This is a genomic window from Rhodanobacter sp. A1T4 (assembly GCF_014207185.1).
GTDB lineage: Bacteria > Pseudomonadota > Gammaproteobacteria > Xanthomonadales > Rhodanobacteraceae > Rhodanobacter.
Genome location: NZ_JACHCP010000003.1, coordinates 312,640 through 326,431, shown reverse-complemented (window position 1 = coordinate 326,431; position 13,792 = coordinate 312,640). Strand labels below are relative to the sequence as shown.

The following is a 13,792-nucleotide window of genomic DNA, read 5'->3' as shown; positions in this document are numbered from 1 at the left end:
AGGTCAATCCCTGCTCAGCCCTTCTTGGGGCGATTTTTGGGGCGCACGTAGATCACCAGGCTGTGATCCTCGATTACGTAGCCGTGTCGATCGGCAATCTCGCGCTGCAGACGTTCAATCTCTTCGCTGACGAACTCAATGACGTTTCCGCTGTCGACATCAATCATGTGATCGTGATGCTTGCCGCGATCCAGTTCGTAAACAGCCTGGCCACCTTCGAAATTGTGCTTGACGACGATGCCGGCTGCTTCGAACTGGGTCAGCACGCGGTAGACCGTGGCTAGGCCAATGTCTTCCTGGTGAGCCAGTAGCTTTTTGTAGACGTCTTCCGCCGTGAGGTGCTGTACCCCTTCTTCATCAAAAATCTGCAGGATTCGCATCCGCGGATGCGTGACCTTGAGGCCGACCCGACGCAGTTCTTTGGTTTCCTGTTCCATAACCCACCCTTCGCACACAGCGCTACTGAGCCTGTAGTGTATCATCCGATACCTTCACGATCTGGACGCAACACGCATGCAAAAGCTGATCACCCTGCTGGTTTTCGCCGTGCTGGCGCTCTCCATCGCCGGCTGCCACATCGTCTATACCCCAGATGTGCAGCAAGGCAATCTGCTCGACAAGACCATGGTGGATCAACTGAAGCCAGGCATGACCAAGCGTCAGGTGCTCGTGTTGATGGGCACACCCTCGGTCAGCACGCCCTTCGACCAGAGTCGCTGGGATTACGTGTCTACTCAGGAGCACCGCGGCGGCCCGATCAAACTGCGAACCTTTACGCTGACCTTCAACAACGACACGCTGGTTCGGACTCAGGGCGATTTCTTCGCGCAAGACGCAGAGCAGCTCGTCAAGGACAGCAAGAAGTATCACGCCAGTTACCCGGTTAACGAAACCAAGGGTGACAAGAGCAAGACGCCCGATGAAGACAACAAGGACGGCGGCTTTGGTTCCGGCACTGACAACGGCACGACGCCTTCCCCGACCAGCGGCGGCAACGACGGCCATTGACCCACACCGTCACGGGTCTGCTTCAGCGGATGCGCCGTCGACGCGCCTCCATCGGATCAAGCATCAATGGCCGGTAGATCTCAATTCGATCACCGGCCTGCACCAGGTGATCCGACGAGACACGCTTCGAGAAGATGCCTAGCCGGTCAGGGTCAACCATACCACCTGGCAAAATTTCAGCGACGCCCGATGCACTGATAGCCTGCATCACCGTGCTACCTTCGACCACCTCGATACAGCGCAGCCACTGTTGCTCCGCACCGAGGTGGACAACTTCGACAGGTATCATGCGGTCAGCCATAAACCCGCTCGGCCTCACGGCAGAAGTCGTCCACCATGCGGTTGGCCAGTCCCTGGAAGCCGAGCTTCAAGGCTCCTCCCCCCAGCCGGCTGGCATAATCGAAATCCAGCGCGAAACTGATCTTGCAACCAGCGTCGCCCAAGGCCAGGAAGTCCCATACCCCATCAAGGCTGCGGAAAGGTCCATCCACCAGACTCATATGCAGACGCGCAGGTGGATTGACCGAATTCCGTGTAGTAAAGCTCTGGCGAAACCCCGCGAACTTGAGATCGAGCCTGGCCACCAGCACATCATCGGTACGCTCGAGTATCTCAGCACCTACACACCAAGGGAAACGCTTTGGGTATGCTTCGACGTCATTGACCAAGTCGAACATCTGCGCCGGCGAATAATTCACCAGGGCGCTACGACGGATTTCGATCATGGCAGCCTCTTCATATCACACTGGATTCGACCCGATATGCGGTCGATCCGGCATCAGGGCAACTAGGCCCGAGTTTAACGGACATGGCCAAAGCGAAGGACAAAGACACCAAGGGCGGCGGCACCATCGCGCTGAACAAGCGCGCGCGCTTCGAATATCACATCGATCAGCGATACGAAGCGGGTATCGCGTTGGAAGGATGGGAATTGAAGGCCTTGCGTGCCGGCCGGATCAACTTTGGCGAAAGCTACGCCACCGTCAAGAACGACGAGATCTTTCTGGTCGGCGCATCGATACCACCGCTGATCAGTGCATCCACTCACGTGGTCGCGGTGGATCGACGCACGCGAAAACTGCTTCTGCATCGCAAGGAAATTGACCAACTGATCGGCGCGGTCGAGCGCAAGGGCTATACGCTGGTGCCGACCGCGATGTACTGGAAGGGCAACAAGGTCAAGGTCGAGATCGGCCTGGCCCAGGGCAAGCAGGAACACGACAAGCGCAATACCGAAAAGCAGCGCGACTGGCAGATCGAAAAACAACGCACCATGCGCTCGCACAACCGCGCCGCTTGAATTGACAAGAAGCTGTATACGCAGCAAAAAGCCCTTGATGACCATCTAGGGCTTTTTGTTTACTGAGGTGGCCTCTATCGAACTATTCGCTGGAAGCCTTGCTTCATAAGGGTTTAGCTGTTTCCAAGTTTTGACAAACCCTAAAATATGCCAAGCAATCAGCTGCGCGGATTGACTTGCATGCGAGCCGGATCATGCTGCGGATGGAAACGCTATCTTCGCTGGTTGGGTAGCCAGGGCAATCTGTTTTATTTCCTGGCCGCCTCCGTAATAAAGTTGCCGACCGCGAAAATGGCAAGAACAACGAGAATCAGCGCGCTGACGATCAGCGAACAAGAAGTCGCAACTAATCTCACTACCCAGCGGATAACTACCTGATTGTCGATGGCTTCGGCTCCGGGTTGGTTGGTCAGCTCATTCAATTTGTTCGACCCGCGTGTTTGCTGTGATCTCTCCATGACGTTCGTGGGCACTAAAATTGAAATGACCAATGCAATTTTGAGTCAGGTCAGTTGCCTTGCCCCCTTCCCAGCTATTTGATCCGGCTAAAGTCGAGAGATTCGGCGAAACTAAGCCTAAGCAACGAGGCGGTTTCGCAATAAAGAAGGCCTCTAAGTGCATAAGCACTTAGAGGCCATTGTTGGTGGAGGTGGCGGGAGTCGAACCCGCGTCCGAGAGCGTTCAACGCCCGGATCTACATGCTTAGCTCAACGTTCGATCTCGTTCCGCGACAAGCACGATGGGCAAAGCGCACCGCGGAACCAGCCTGATTGATTTGACCTAGTACCGCCAGGCGGCAGTCTTTGGCGATCCCGTGATAATGACCCTACACCGACGAGCACGAGCACAAGTGGGTTCGGGGCTTACGCCTTAAGCGGCGAGAGCGTAGTTGTCGTCGTTGGCAACTAGAAGTTTGCTGCTGGATTTACGAGGAAAGCTGCCCCCTCGGCATGCACCAAGTCATCTCACTACCCCCGTCGAAGCCAGAACACCCCCGGGGAAAACGATTTAACCTCCCGAGTATATGGGGACAGCGACCCGATCATCAATCTAATCCGTCACATTGCCTGATTCACTACCTGGCCGGTAACTCGAAACCACGACGAAATGTAGCTAACGGCAAGTTGTTCGAGCGAGCGCGCAAGATCAATGACGCAGGCACAAGCCCGCGTGGGCAGCATGAAAGCGGAGTGTTGTTCGGGCCACGATGCAACCTCTATACTCAGTCGCTTACATGACCGCGACTCCGCCGCAATCGTGAGAATGATCTCGATGACTCGACTGCAACTGCTTGGCATGGCCGCGGCCACTGCCCTATTTGCCACTGCCGGTGTGCATGCCGAAGGTGACAAGGCCGCCGGAAAGAAACTGATCTATACCTGCGCTGGATGCCATGGTGTGCCTGGTTACAGCAATGCTTACCCGCAGTATCCGGTGCCGAAAATCGCCGGGCAGAACGAGCAATACATCATCAACGCTTTGCATGGCTACCAGAGCGGTGACCGCACGCATCCGACGATGGGCGCGCAGGCGCAGAGTCTGTCCGACACGGACATTCAGAACGTCGCCGCTTACCTTTCCAGCCTCGCCCAGTAGTCGCCAAGGACTCTCCGCATGAAACGTGCGCTTACCCTGCTTTCATTCGGCGCCATCCTGGCGTTTGCATCTACGCAACTGCTTGCAAGTGGCAATGCCGAGAACGGGAAAAAGAAAGCCGGCACCTGCTTTGCATGCCATGGCACCGATGGCAACGCAGTCGACCCGCAGTATCCGCGTCTCGCCGGTCAGTACGATGAGTACATCCAGCAGGCGCTGCATGAGTACAAAGACGGTCGACGTAACAACGCGATCATGAAGGGGATGGATGCGACGTTGTCTGATCAGGATATCGAGGACATTGCAGCCTACTTCTCCAGCCTGCCGACCAAGCTGGATACATTGCAAGGTCATGTCGAAGGCGACAAATAATCTCGCGGCGATTGCATAAAAAAGCCCGCGATTGCGGGCTTTTTTATGGGGATAGAGCGCTATCGAATCAACCAAGCGCGGATTTGCCTTCGGTCTTGCTGTAATAAGGCTTCTCGCCACCTGCATGATCTGTCGCGTCACGAACCGCGGTTATCTCGGGCACGCGTTCGCGCAAGGTTTTTTCGACGCCTTGCTTGAGGGTTACATCGACCATGCCGCAGCCGTGACAGCCGCCGCCGAACTGCAGCAACACAGCACCGCTGGCATCGATTTCCAACAGCGTGACCCTGCCACCATGCGAGGCGAGCTGTGGATTGATCTCGGCATCGAGCACGTAGCGGACACGCTCGATCAAGCCGGATTCCGCGCCAGGTACATCACCCTTGATCTTCGGCGCGCGGATATTGAGCTGGCCACCGGTGGCGTTGGTTTCAAAGTCGATGGTGGCGCCTTCGAGCCAGCGAGCGCTCTCACCATCGACATGGAAATCAAACCCTGTGCATTCGATCGTCCACTCACCGCCAGCTAGGTCAGCCGGCTCGCAGAACTCCAGTTCGCAATTGGCTGCTGCCGTTCCGGGCTGCGTTACGCGCAGGCGGATGCTCATGCCATCACTACCCTGCTGCGAAAGAAGTCGCAGAAAATGCTGCTGCGCGCGTTCCGAGATGTCGATCATGCCTGCTCCGAAAAGTCTGACTCATGCCTGCGATTTGACGCAGGCGAAACAGCACCATTTTAGTCCTGTTTCGCTTTCAATGCGCGACTTTGACTTTCAGACATTCACGCTCGACGCTTGAACAACTATTTCACTGACCGGAACCATCCATGACCACAACTGACCTCGCCAGCCAGCACTGCAAGCCACTGAAGGGCGAGCAGCACCTGCTGAATGCTGAAAAAGTAACCACTTTTCTAAAGCAGCTACCAGGCTGGACGTTGAGTGACGACCAGCAAGCCATCGTCAAAGACTTCAAATTCAATGACTTTCGCCACACACTGGGATTTATCAATGCGGTGGGGTTTATGGCCAATCACGAGGATCATCACCCGGACATCGAAGCGGGCTACGGTCATTGCCAGCTGCTGTGGTCAACCCACGACGTGGGTGGCTTATCGATAAACGACTTTATCTGCGCCGCTCGTGTCGAAGGCCTGCTGGCGCGCTGAGGCAGCGCTGACCGCTTCGTGCACCGGTGATTAAAAATCGGTGCGCGACTTTTCCTTGAGATACAAAAGCCGTTTGCCTTTCACCGACAGCACATCGAGGAAATCCTTGAGATCGTCTGGCAACGGCGCGGAAAAACTGTACGAACGATCCTCAAGTTCAAAGCTCAGATGGGCCGCATGCAGAAACATCCGCTGCAAGCCCATATCGCGAAAACGCTTGTTCATCTCGCGATCGCCGTATTTCGGATCACCCGCCAGCGGATGACCGATGTGGGCCGCATGAACACGGATCTGATGGGTTCGGCCAGTACCGAGTGTGGCCTGCATCAGGCGTGCGCTCGGGTACTGCTCCATTTCCTTGAAAAAAGTCAGCGAAGGCTTGCCGTTATCGGCGACCCGCACCATCCGCTCGCCGCCCTGCAGCACCGATTTGAGCAGCGGCGCATTGACATCGAACTTGGCCTTGGACGGATGCCCCAGCATCAGGCAGAGGTACTGCTTGGTCACTTCACCAGCCCGAATGGCCGCCTGCAGGCCGGTGAGTCCAGCCCGCGTCTTGGCAAATACCAGCACGCCGCTGGTGTCCCGGTCCAGCCGATGCACCAGCTCAAGGTGCTCCTGCGGTCTGGCCGCGCGCAATAGCTCGATCGCTCCGTGGCTTACGCCGCTGCCGCCGTGGCTGGCAATGCCCGAAGGCTTGTCGATCACGAGAAAGTGCTTGTCTTCGAAGATGATGGCATCGGCCACCTGAGCGACCATGCCCGTGGCCGGCCCCTTGCCTTCGGGACGTTCAGCCACGCGAACCGGCGGAATACGGAGCATATCGCCGTCGGCGAGACGGGTATCGGGCTTGGCCCGCTTGCCGTTGACGCGCACCTGTCCGGTACGCAAAAGCCGGTAGATCATGCTCTTGGGCACGCCTTTGAGCAGGGTTACCAGCGCGTTATCGATGCGCTGACCATCCCGTTCAGGACCGATCGCGACTTGACGTACACCTTGAGGTGCGTCGGGGGAAGTTACCGTCTGCATTGAAAAAAACCTGATGAAATAGGATACTCGGCGAGCGCCACATTCTTCCCACCGATGTCTGGATCGGGTCGAATGACGGCCCGTCACGTCGGCGAGGATTGCGGCGGTTGCCCTTTGGCATCCAGCCTCGACTCCCTTTCATCGTAACGGTTCGGGTTGCTGTTGTCCGGTGCCATAGGGTATCGGGGCAGCAGGCGTAGTTGACCGAATCATCCCGACACCGGCAACGGTGCCGTTCATTTTGCCGCTTAACCGCAGCGGCGCGATCCCCGGCAGGCCGCCATCACAGGCGCCACCGAGGCACGCGACGCGCGGCCAAGCCGAGGAAACCACCATGAAACGTATGTTGATCAACGCGACTCAGCGTGAAGAGTTGCGTGTGGCCATTGTCGATGGCCAAAACCTGTACGACCTTGATATCGAAATCCCTTCACGGGAACAGAAAAAATCCAATATTTACAAAGGCCGCATCACGCGGGTCGAGGCTTCGCTGGAAGCCTGCTTTGTCGAGTACGGCGCCGAGCGACACGGCTTTCTGCCGATCAAGGAAATCTCCCGCGACTATTTCACGACCGGACTTGACCCCCACAAGGCGAGCATCCGTGAGCTGCTGAAGGAAGGCCAGGAAGTCGTCGTTCAGGTCGAAAAGGAAGAGCGTGGCAACAAGGGCGCGGCGCTGACCACGTTTATCAGCCTCGCCGGCCGCTACATGGTGCTGATGCCGAACAACCCGAAAGCCGGCGGCGTCTCGCGGCGCATCGAGGGTGAAGATCGGCAGGCACTGAAAGAAGCCCTGGACCACGTTACCGTACCCGACGACGTCGGCCTGATCGTGCGCACCGCCGGCCTTGGCCGCGATGCCGAAGAGCTGCAGTGGGATCTCGATTACCTGTTGCAACTGTGGAAATCGATCTCTGCTGCAGCTGTTTCGCAGAAGGCACCATTCCTGATCTACCAGGAATCGAAACTGTTTATCCGCGCTCTGCGCGACTACCTGCGCAGCGACATTGGCGAAATCCTGATCGACGAAGAGTCGCTCTACAACGACGCGCGCGATTTCATGCAGCAGGTCATGCCGAACGCGTTGCGCAAGCTCAAGCTGTACCGTGACGACACGCCGCTGTTCACCCGCTACCAGATCGAAACGCAGATCGAAAACGCGTTTGACCGCCAGGTGCGTCTGCCATCCGGTGGCTCGATCGTCATCGATCAGACCGAAGCGTTGACTGCAGTCGATGTCAACTCCTCGAAGGCCACCAAGGGCAGCGACATCGAGGAAACCGCGTTCAATACCAACTGCGAGGCGGTGGTGGAAATCGCCCGCCAACTGCGCATCCGCGATGCCGGCGGCCTGATCGTGCTCGATCTGATCGACATGGACAGCCCGAAGCATCAGCGCGACGTCGAGGATCGTCTCAAGGACGCCCTGAAACACGATCGCGCGCGCGTCCAGGTCGGACGTATCTCGCGCTTCGGCCTGCTCGAGATGTCGCGCCAGCGCCTGCGGCCCAGCCTTGGTGAGGCATCGCAGATCGTCTGTCCGCGCTGCGAAGGCCACGGTCATATCCGCGGCGTGGAATCGCTGGCACTGTCGACGCTGCGACTGATTGAAGAACACGCCATGAAGGAAAGCACCGGCCAGGTGCTGGTGCAGGCGCCGTCGAGCGTCGTCAATTTCCTGCTCAACGAAAAGCGCGCCAGCGTGGTCGAGATCGAAATGCGCCACAAGGTGCATGTGATGATCATCGCCGACGAAAAGCTGCAAACACCCCATATCGAGATTCAGCGTATCCGCGAAGCGGACATGGGCGATCACAGCAAGCCCAGCTACGAACGACTGACCGCCGTAGAGCCGACCGATCTGCCCAAGATGGGCCAGGTACTGGGCAGCAGCGAACAGCCCGCGGTGAGCGGTATCATGCCTTCCAGCCCTGCCCCGATGCGCGAAGAAATTGCCGCGAGCGCCGCTGCAAAAGCGCCGGTCACTAGCCGCCATCAGTCCACAGCTATCGCTACACCGTCATCCGGTGGATTGATGTCGCGTCTGCTGGGTTGGTTCCGTGGTTCAGAGGCCGCGGCCCCTGTTCCGGTCGCCAAGCAACGGAATGAAGACAAAGATAAAGACAATGCGCGTGGTGGTCGCCGCGATGAGCGATCGGGTCGCGGCGGTAGCGGCCCGAATGGATCGGCGTCGCGCCAGCAGCAGCCTCGCCGCGAATCGTCAGCGCAAGGTGCAGCGAAATCCGGATCGCCGCAACAACCAAAAAACAACCGTCAGCGCAACAACGACGGTCAGCAACCACGCCAACCCCAACAGCCGCAGACGCAGACGCAGACGGCGAAGGCCGAGCGTCAGCCCAACAAGCCTGCAGCGGTTGATGGCAATCAACCACGCGCCGAGCGTAAGCCCAATCCGCAGCAGCCCAAGGCCGAGCGTCAGCCGCGCCCTGCCACCGTGAATGATCGCCCCTTGGGCGAATCACCGGAAGAGACTGCGAAGGAAGCGCAGCTCGCCGCTACGCCGGTTCAATCGGCTGCGCCAGAATCCGCCGATAGCACGCTAGACGCCGATGGCAGCCAGTCACGTCGTCGTCGCGGCCGTCGGGGTGGCCGTCGCCGCCGTCGTCATGACGAAACCACTCCGAACGGAACCAACCTCGACGCTTCACAGACGGAAGGTCTCGATGACGAAGATCGCAATGATCCGATGGAAAGCATCGACTCATCGAAGCTGGCGGCGCGCCGCGAGTCATCGCCATCATCGGTTGCGGTAGCGACTGAAAGCGTTGTACCGGTTGAGCAAATCACTGAGCACGCCCAAGCCGAGACACTCCAGCGAGTGCCGTCGTCAATTTCGTCTGATGTCCCCGAATCGGCTCCGGTCACTGTAGAAAATGCGTTTGTCGCCCATAGCGAATCGCCCAAGCCGAGCCATGATTTGTCAACGGATAGCCTCGTAGGCACGACCTTGCCTGCTCCTACCAGCTTTAATCTGCCAACGCTTCCGCCTATCCCTGATCAAGCCGGATCGTCAGCGGTTGATGCAGACGCCGGGCATTCAGGCGAACTGACAATTGCAGCTCCGTCAGAACCTGCCTATGCCAGCCAGCCGGAAACGACATACGCAGTTGCCCGCGTCAGTGCGGCGGTCGAAATACCGCAGACTCTGTCGGTGCCGACTATCAGCACTGAAGTCGCCGCATCGCCAGCTGCGACTTTCAATGACGTTGACAAAAACGTGGAGCATATCTCGTCGGCAAATGCCGAGACGAAGCCCGAATCGGCAACGTTGTCCAGCCAGACAATCAAACCCATCCCTGCGTCGGTTGTATCTCACTTGCCGCATGCGGAAACGTCTGATGAGGTCAGGTCTGATGAGGTCAAGGTGAACGTGCCGGTCGCCCCGCTGCCCAAGCAAGGTGACCTGCTGGCTCAGACAACACATTCCGACTCCACGTCTCTGAGCAGTCATGCGGATGTTCCTGAAGCAGCGCATTTGGATCATGAGAAGAAAGATTCGAACGTTTGATCAGCAGTTCATGAAGTAATAAAAAACCGGACAATTGTCCGGTTTTTTATTACTTGCGATCTCAGAATTTTCTTCTGCAACAGCTCGACATCAGCTACCCACTTGATGATTTGAAGTGTCGAGCAAACCATGCACCGTCATCAGATGAGCCAGGCTGAGGACATGATCGACGTGCAGCTTTTCCATCAGCCGTTGCTTGTACGTCGACACGGTTTTCGGGCTCAGATTCAGTTGTTCACCGATAATCGTCAGCGGCTTGCCTCGCACCAACATCATCGCCACTTCCAGCTCACGACTGGACAAGACGTCGAACGGTGACATGCTTCCATCAAGCGTGGCGAGCGCCAGCTGCTGGGCGACGGACGGAGCCAGATAACGGCGGCCGGTTGCTACTTGGCGCACAGCAGATACCAGCTCATCGGCCGTGCAACCCTTGGTCAAGTAACCAAGCGCACCGGCATCAAGAAGTCGCTTCGGAAACCGCGCATCGTCAACAACCGTAACGATGACGACGTGGGTAGACATTTTCCCACGACACACCCGCTCGGTCAGCTCGACACCGCTCATCCCCGGCATATGCACGTCGACCAACGCGATATCGGGCGACAGCGTACGGATAAGTCGCAGCCCTTCCTCGGCGTTGCTTGCCTCACCGACAATGCTGATATCCGACTGCTGCTGCAGAATCATGCGAAAGCCGGTTCGAACCAGCTCGTGATCATCCACCAAAACGACATTGATCATTTCATCCCTCCTTGAATAGCTCGATTAAATCCCTTTCCAGAGTGCATTGCGCCAAAGGCCGCGCACCATCGCGTCGAACAAGGCTTGATTTGGTCAAATCGGGGCATCGATCAAAATCCAACCATCGGTAATATTCAAGATTGCCAAGCTCGATGATTCGAGCTGAGTCCATGACCAGCATGACTCAAGCTTCCATCACATCGTTGGCAGAAGCCTCGGGCGTGTCCAGATATCTTGCGAGCACCAATGTAGATGCATGCCCAGGCATTTCAACGCGGATGGGGCGACCGGTACGCAGGTGCTCGTCATGCGCCACTTCTTTGGCCAGCGCGATGGCAGCATCAAGCTGAAGATCGCTGAACAGCGTTACGTGGGCGCGGCTAACACTCCAACTACCCTTAGGCCCCTGCTTCAGCGAAATAATCACCATTGCAGCAATCCCATCCTTGAAACATTCAATATTGAAACGACGAACGGCCGTTTATCTACGTCGATCCAAGCACGCAATGTGCCACTTTGCATACGTGCGATATGTCAGCCAGCGCCCACATACGTTGTGCGGGAATTACCGCGAGACTGCTGCTCAAAAAATTAGCCCATGACGCCTGCCCCCAAAGGAAGGAAAATTCCGGCCCACCTCTTAACACGGTCGAAAGTACCCAAAGCCGACTGATCCTGACCAAACGCGGCGCATAAAAAAACCGTCAGAAGACGGTTTCCTTATTACTACAAATTCCAGTGCAATTGATTATGCACTGAAACTTTTGTTGGTGCCCAAGAGGGGACTCGAACCCCTACGACTTACGTCGCTACCACCTCAAGGTAGTGCGTCTACCAGTTCCGCCACCTGGGCAGGTGTATTACTTACTACTTACTTAACTTAATGCTTTTTCGTTGGCTCTTTTGCTGCCGGCACTTCGCCCTGATCGCTGGCTTTGACTGGCGCAGCAGGCTGAGCGGCTGGTGCGGCCGACGGGACTTCCAAATTCGCCGGGACTGTAGTTGTCGCCGCCGGCTTGGCCGTGCCGGTCACGCCGGACATCACGCCCAGATCGCTGGCGGCGCTGTGCGGCTGGCCGTTGGCGTGCAGGTAGATGCCCATGCCGAGGCTCAGCAGGAAGAACAGTGTCGCGAGTACGCCAGTCGCCCGCGTAAGGAACGTTGCCGAACCCCGCGCACCAAACACCGTGGCCGACGCACCGCTGCCGAAGCCGGAACCGGCATCGGCGCCCGCACCGTTCTGCAGCAGGATCAGTACGATCATTGCCGCAGCGATCAGGATGTAAAACACGCTGAAAATAACGAACATGGTTTCTTTTAGGCCTGTTGCGCTTGATGCGCTGCGTTGCAGATGCCGAGGAAATCAGATGCCGCCAACGAAGCGCCTCCGATCAACCCTCCATCCACGTCCGCTTGCGCGAATAATTCGGCGGCGTTGGCCGCTTTGACACTACCGCCGTAAAGCAGTCTTGTTAGCCGCGAAATTATAACATCTTCTTTTTCCAATTGGCTACGAATGAAGGCGTGTACCTGCTGTGCCAGCTCCGGGGAGGCCGTGCGGCCGGTTCCGATGGCCCAGACTGGCTCGTAGGCGATCACGGCGGTATCAAAAGTAGCTATCTCGTTGAGCTTCAGTACGGCCTGCAGCTGGCGAGCTATCACTGCCTGCGCCTCGCCCGCCTCATGTTGCTCCAGCGTCTCGCCGACGCAGAGGATTGGTGTCAGGCCGCCAGCGCGGGCAGCAGCAAACTTGCGCGCGACCAGCTCATCGCTTTCGCCGTGGTAGTGACGACGTTCTGAATGACCGACCAACACCCACTGCGCGCCAATGTCGCGGAGCATGGCAGCGGAAACCTCGCCGGTATAGGCACCCTGCCCCTCGTGCTCGCTGACATCCTGCGCGCCAACGGCCAGCCCGGAATCACCCTGCTGCTCAGCCAGCGCAGCGATATAGGGAAACGGCGGGAAAATGGCCACATCGATGGAAGCCGGCTTGCCTGCAACGATCCCATCGACCAAGGCCGCAGCCATCGAACGACTGCCATGCATCTTCCAGTTGCCGGCGACGAGTTTCGTACGCATGGTCTGATTCCGCTTCAATCAAACTGCAAGCTTACCGATGGGGCGGAACATCAGCAAACCGATGAAGCCGGTGGCGTCCATTGCGTAATACGGACGAGAATGGGCATTGTCACGAGGAATGCCACATGTCTCCATCCCGTCCACTCAGTTTGATCACCGGTGCTTCTGCCGGCATTGGTGCAGCGTTCGCGCGGCAGCTCGCCTCGCAGGGCCATGATCTGGTGCTCACCGCGCGGCGCGTCGATCGACTGGAGTCGCTGGCCGCCGAGTTGCGCGAAAAACACGGCACCACGGTGACCGTTCTGCCCAGCGATCTTGCCGATCCGACAGCGCCACAACAGCTCACAGCAGCGCTCGACGAACGCGGGCTGAAAGTCGACTGGCTGATCAACAATGCTGGTTACGGGGTGCCAGGCGCCTTGGTCGCCAGTCCATGGGCCACTCACGCTGATTCGCTGCAAGTGCTGCTGACCGCGCCCACCGAGCTGTCCTGGCGGTTGCTGCCCGGCATGCGCGAACGCGGCTATGGCCGCATCATCAACGTGGCCTCGCTAGCCGGGTTTCTCCCGGGTACCGCAGGACATACGCTGTACGCAGCGACCAAGTCCTATCTGATCAAGTTTTCGCAGTCGCTGGCATTGGAAAACCAGCTGGCCGGTGTCAACGTCTGCGCGCTGTGTCCAGGCTTTACCCGCTCGGAATTCCATGATGTCACCGGCACCCGTGACAAGATGAACAAGCTGCCCGATTTCATGTGGCTCACCGCCGAAGAGGTGGTACGACAAGGCGTTGACGCGGTGGAACGTGGCGAAGCGGTCCATGTCACCGGCGGAGTCAACCGGTTCATCAAGGCCTTGTTTGAACTCGTGCCAGATCGACTCGCGCTGGCGCTGTCGGCCAAGCAATCAAAACGCTATCGAAACGGCAGCGAGTAGACGCTTGAGCCAGCCAGCTTCAGACGGCGT

The 13,792-nt window shown here is 57.8% G+C and carries 17 protein-coding genes, 1 tRNA gene and 1 other RNA gene; 7 read left to right on the top strand and 12 right to left on the bottom strand.

The features are described 5' to 3' along the window. Positions 1-14 precede the first annotated feature (14 nt). Positions 15-437: a ferric iron uptake transcriptional regulator gene (fur, locus tag HDE80_RS07770; RefSeq protein ID WP_184602280.1), complete on the bottom strand. Its 423-nt coding sequence runs from the start codon at positions 435-437 to the stop codon at positions 15-17. Between the two features lie 76 nt (positions 438-513). On the opposite strand from fur, the gene bamE reads away from it, so the two are divergent. Next, complete coding sequence (bamE, locus tag HDE80_RS07765; RefSeq protein WP_184669551.1) at positions 514-1,008, top strand: outer membrane protein assembly factor BamE; 495 nt, start codon at positions 514-516, stop codon at positions 1,006-1,008. A gap of 22 nt (positions 1,009-1,030) precedes the next feature. Here the strand turns inward: bamE and HDE80_RS07760 are convergent, their stop codons facing one another. Further along, the gene (locus HDE80_RS07760) at positions 1,031-1,309 is read right to left on the bottom strand and encodes an RnfH family protein (protein ID WP_184669549.1); all 279 of its coding nucleotides are present in this window, start codon (positions 1,307-1,309) and stop codon (positions 1,031-1,033) included. Beyond that, the gene (locus HDE80_RS07755; RefSeq protein ID WP_184669548.1) at positions 1,302-1,733 is read right to left on the bottom strand and encodes a type II toxin-antitoxin system RatA family toxin; all 432 of its coding nucleotides are present in this window, start codon (positions 1,731-1,733) and stop codon (positions 1,302-1,304) included. Before HDE80_RS07755 ends, HDE80_RS07760 begins: the two co-directional genes overlap by 8 nt. Positions 1,734-1,816: 83 nt before the next feature. Here HDE80_RS07755 and smpB point away from each other — a divergent pair, with 83 nt between their 5' ends. After that, on the top strand, positions 1,817-2,308 hold the full coding sequence (smpB, locus tag HDE80_RS07750) for an SsrA-binding protein SmpB (protein WP_184669546.1): 492 nt from the start codon (positions 1,817-1,819) through the stop codon (positions 2,306-2,308). Positions 2,309-2,556: 248 nt separating this feature from the next. On the opposite strand, the gene HDE80_RS07745 is transcribed toward smpB, so the two are convergent. Both HDE80_RS07745 and ssrA read right to left on the bottom strand, forming a co-directional pair. Next, positions 2,557-2,730, bottom strand: a complete 174-nt coding sequence (locus HDE80_RS07745) for a hypothetical protein (RefSeq protein ID WP_184669538.1) — start codon at positions 2,728-2,730, stop codon at positions 2,557-2,559. Between the two features lie 219 nt (positions 2,731-2,949). Further along, positions 2,950-3,304, bottom strand: a transfer-messenger RNA (tmRNA) gene (gene ssrA, locus HDE80_RS07740). A gap of 276 nt (positions 3,305-3,580) precedes the next feature. On the opposite strand from ssrA, the gene HDE80_RS07735 reads away from it, so the two are divergent. Both HDE80_RS07735 and HDE80_RS07730 read left to right on the top strand, forming a co-directional pair. Next, positions 3,581-3,904, top strand: coding sequence for a cytochrome c (locus tag HDE80_RS07735; RefSeq protein WP_184669536.1), 324 nt, complete (start codon positions 3,581-3,583; stop codon positions 3,902-3,904). Positions 3,905-3,922: 18 nt separating this feature from the next. Continuing rightward, positions 3,923-4,276: a cytochrome c gene (locus tag HDE80_RS07730; RefSeq protein WP_184669534.1), complete on the top strand. Its 354-nt coding sequence runs from the start codon at positions 3,923-3,925 to the stop codon at positions 4,274-4,276. Between the two features lie 67 nt (positions 4,277-4,343). On the opposite strand, the gene HDE80_RS07725 is transcribed toward HDE80_RS07730, so the two are convergent. Beyond that, on the bottom strand, positions 4,344-4,952 hold the full coding sequence (locus HDE80_RS07725; RefSeq protein WP_184669532.1) for an NfuA family Fe-S biogenesis protein: 609 nt from the start codon (positions 4,950-4,952) through the stop codon (positions 4,344-4,346). Between the two features lie 149 nt (positions 4,953-5,101). On the opposite strand from HDE80_RS07725, the gene HDE80_RS07720 reads away from it, so the two are divergent. Beyond that, positions 5,102-5,443, top strand: coding sequence for a 4a-hydroxytetrahydrobiopterin dehydratase (locus HDE80_RS07720; RefSeq protein WP_184669530.1), 342 nt, complete (start codon positions 5,102-5,104; stop codon positions 5,441-5,443). 30 nt (positions 5,444-5,473) lie between these two features. Here the strand turns inward: HDE80_RS07720 and HDE80_RS07715 are convergent, their stop codons facing one another. Then, positions 5,474-6,472: an RluA family pseudouridine synthase gene (locus tag HDE80_RS07715; RefSeq protein WP_184602300.1), complete on the bottom strand. Its 999-nt coding sequence runs from the start codon at positions 6,470-6,472 to the stop codon at positions 5,474-5,476. 334 nt (positions 6,473-6,806) lie between these two features. On the opposite strand from HDE80_RS07715, the gene HDE80_RS07710 reads away from it, so the two are divergent. After that, entirely contained in the window at positions 6,807-10,001 is a 3,195-nt protein-coding gene (locus HDE80_RS07710; protein WP_184669528.1) for an Rne/Rng family ribonuclease, read from the top strand. Between the two features lie 90 nt (positions 10,002-10,091). On the opposite strand, the gene HDE80_RS07705 is transcribed toward HDE80_RS07710, so the two are convergent. The 5 genes from HDE80_RS07705 to tpiA form a co-directional block, all read right to left on the bottom strand. Then, positions 10,092-10,745, bottom strand: coding sequence for a response regulator (locus HDE80_RS07705; protein ID WP_184669526.1), 654 nt, complete (start codon positions 10,743-10,745; stop codon positions 10,092-10,094). Between the two features lie 184 nt (positions 10,746-10,929). After that, on the bottom strand, positions 10,930-11,175 hold the full coding sequence (locus tag HDE80_RS07700; RefSeq protein WP_184602303.1) for a hypothetical protein: 246 nt from the start codon (positions 11,173-11,175) through the stop codon (positions 10,930-10,932). Positions 11,176-11,513: 338 nt separating this feature from the next. Beyond that, positions 11,514-11,598, bottom strand: a tRNA-Leu gene (locus HDE80_RS07695). A gap of 27 nt (positions 11,599-11,625) precedes the next feature. Then, positions 11,626-12,054, bottom strand: coding sequence for a preprotein translocase subunit SecG (gene secG, locus HDE80_RS07690; RefSeq protein WP_184669524.1), 429 nt, complete (start codon positions 12,052-12,054; stop codon positions 11,626-11,628). A gap of 8 nt (positions 12,055-12,062) precedes the next feature. Beyond that, positions 12,063-12,827: a triose-phosphate isomerase gene (tpiA, locus tag HDE80_RS07685; protein WP_184669522.1), complete on the bottom strand. Its 765-nt coding sequence runs from the start codon at positions 12,825-12,827 to the stop codon at positions 12,063-12,065. A gap of 125 nt (positions 12,828-12,952) precedes the next feature. Here tpiA and HDE80_RS07680 point away from each other — a divergent pair, with 125 nt between their 5' ends. Beyond that, positions 12,953-13,762 (top strand): SDR family oxidoreductase, encoded by an 810-nt coding sequence (locus tag HDE80_RS07680; RefSeq protein WP_184669520.1) that lies wholly within the window; start codon positions 12,953-12,955, stop codon positions 13,760-13,762. Positions 13,763-13,792 lie beyond the last annotated feature (30 nt).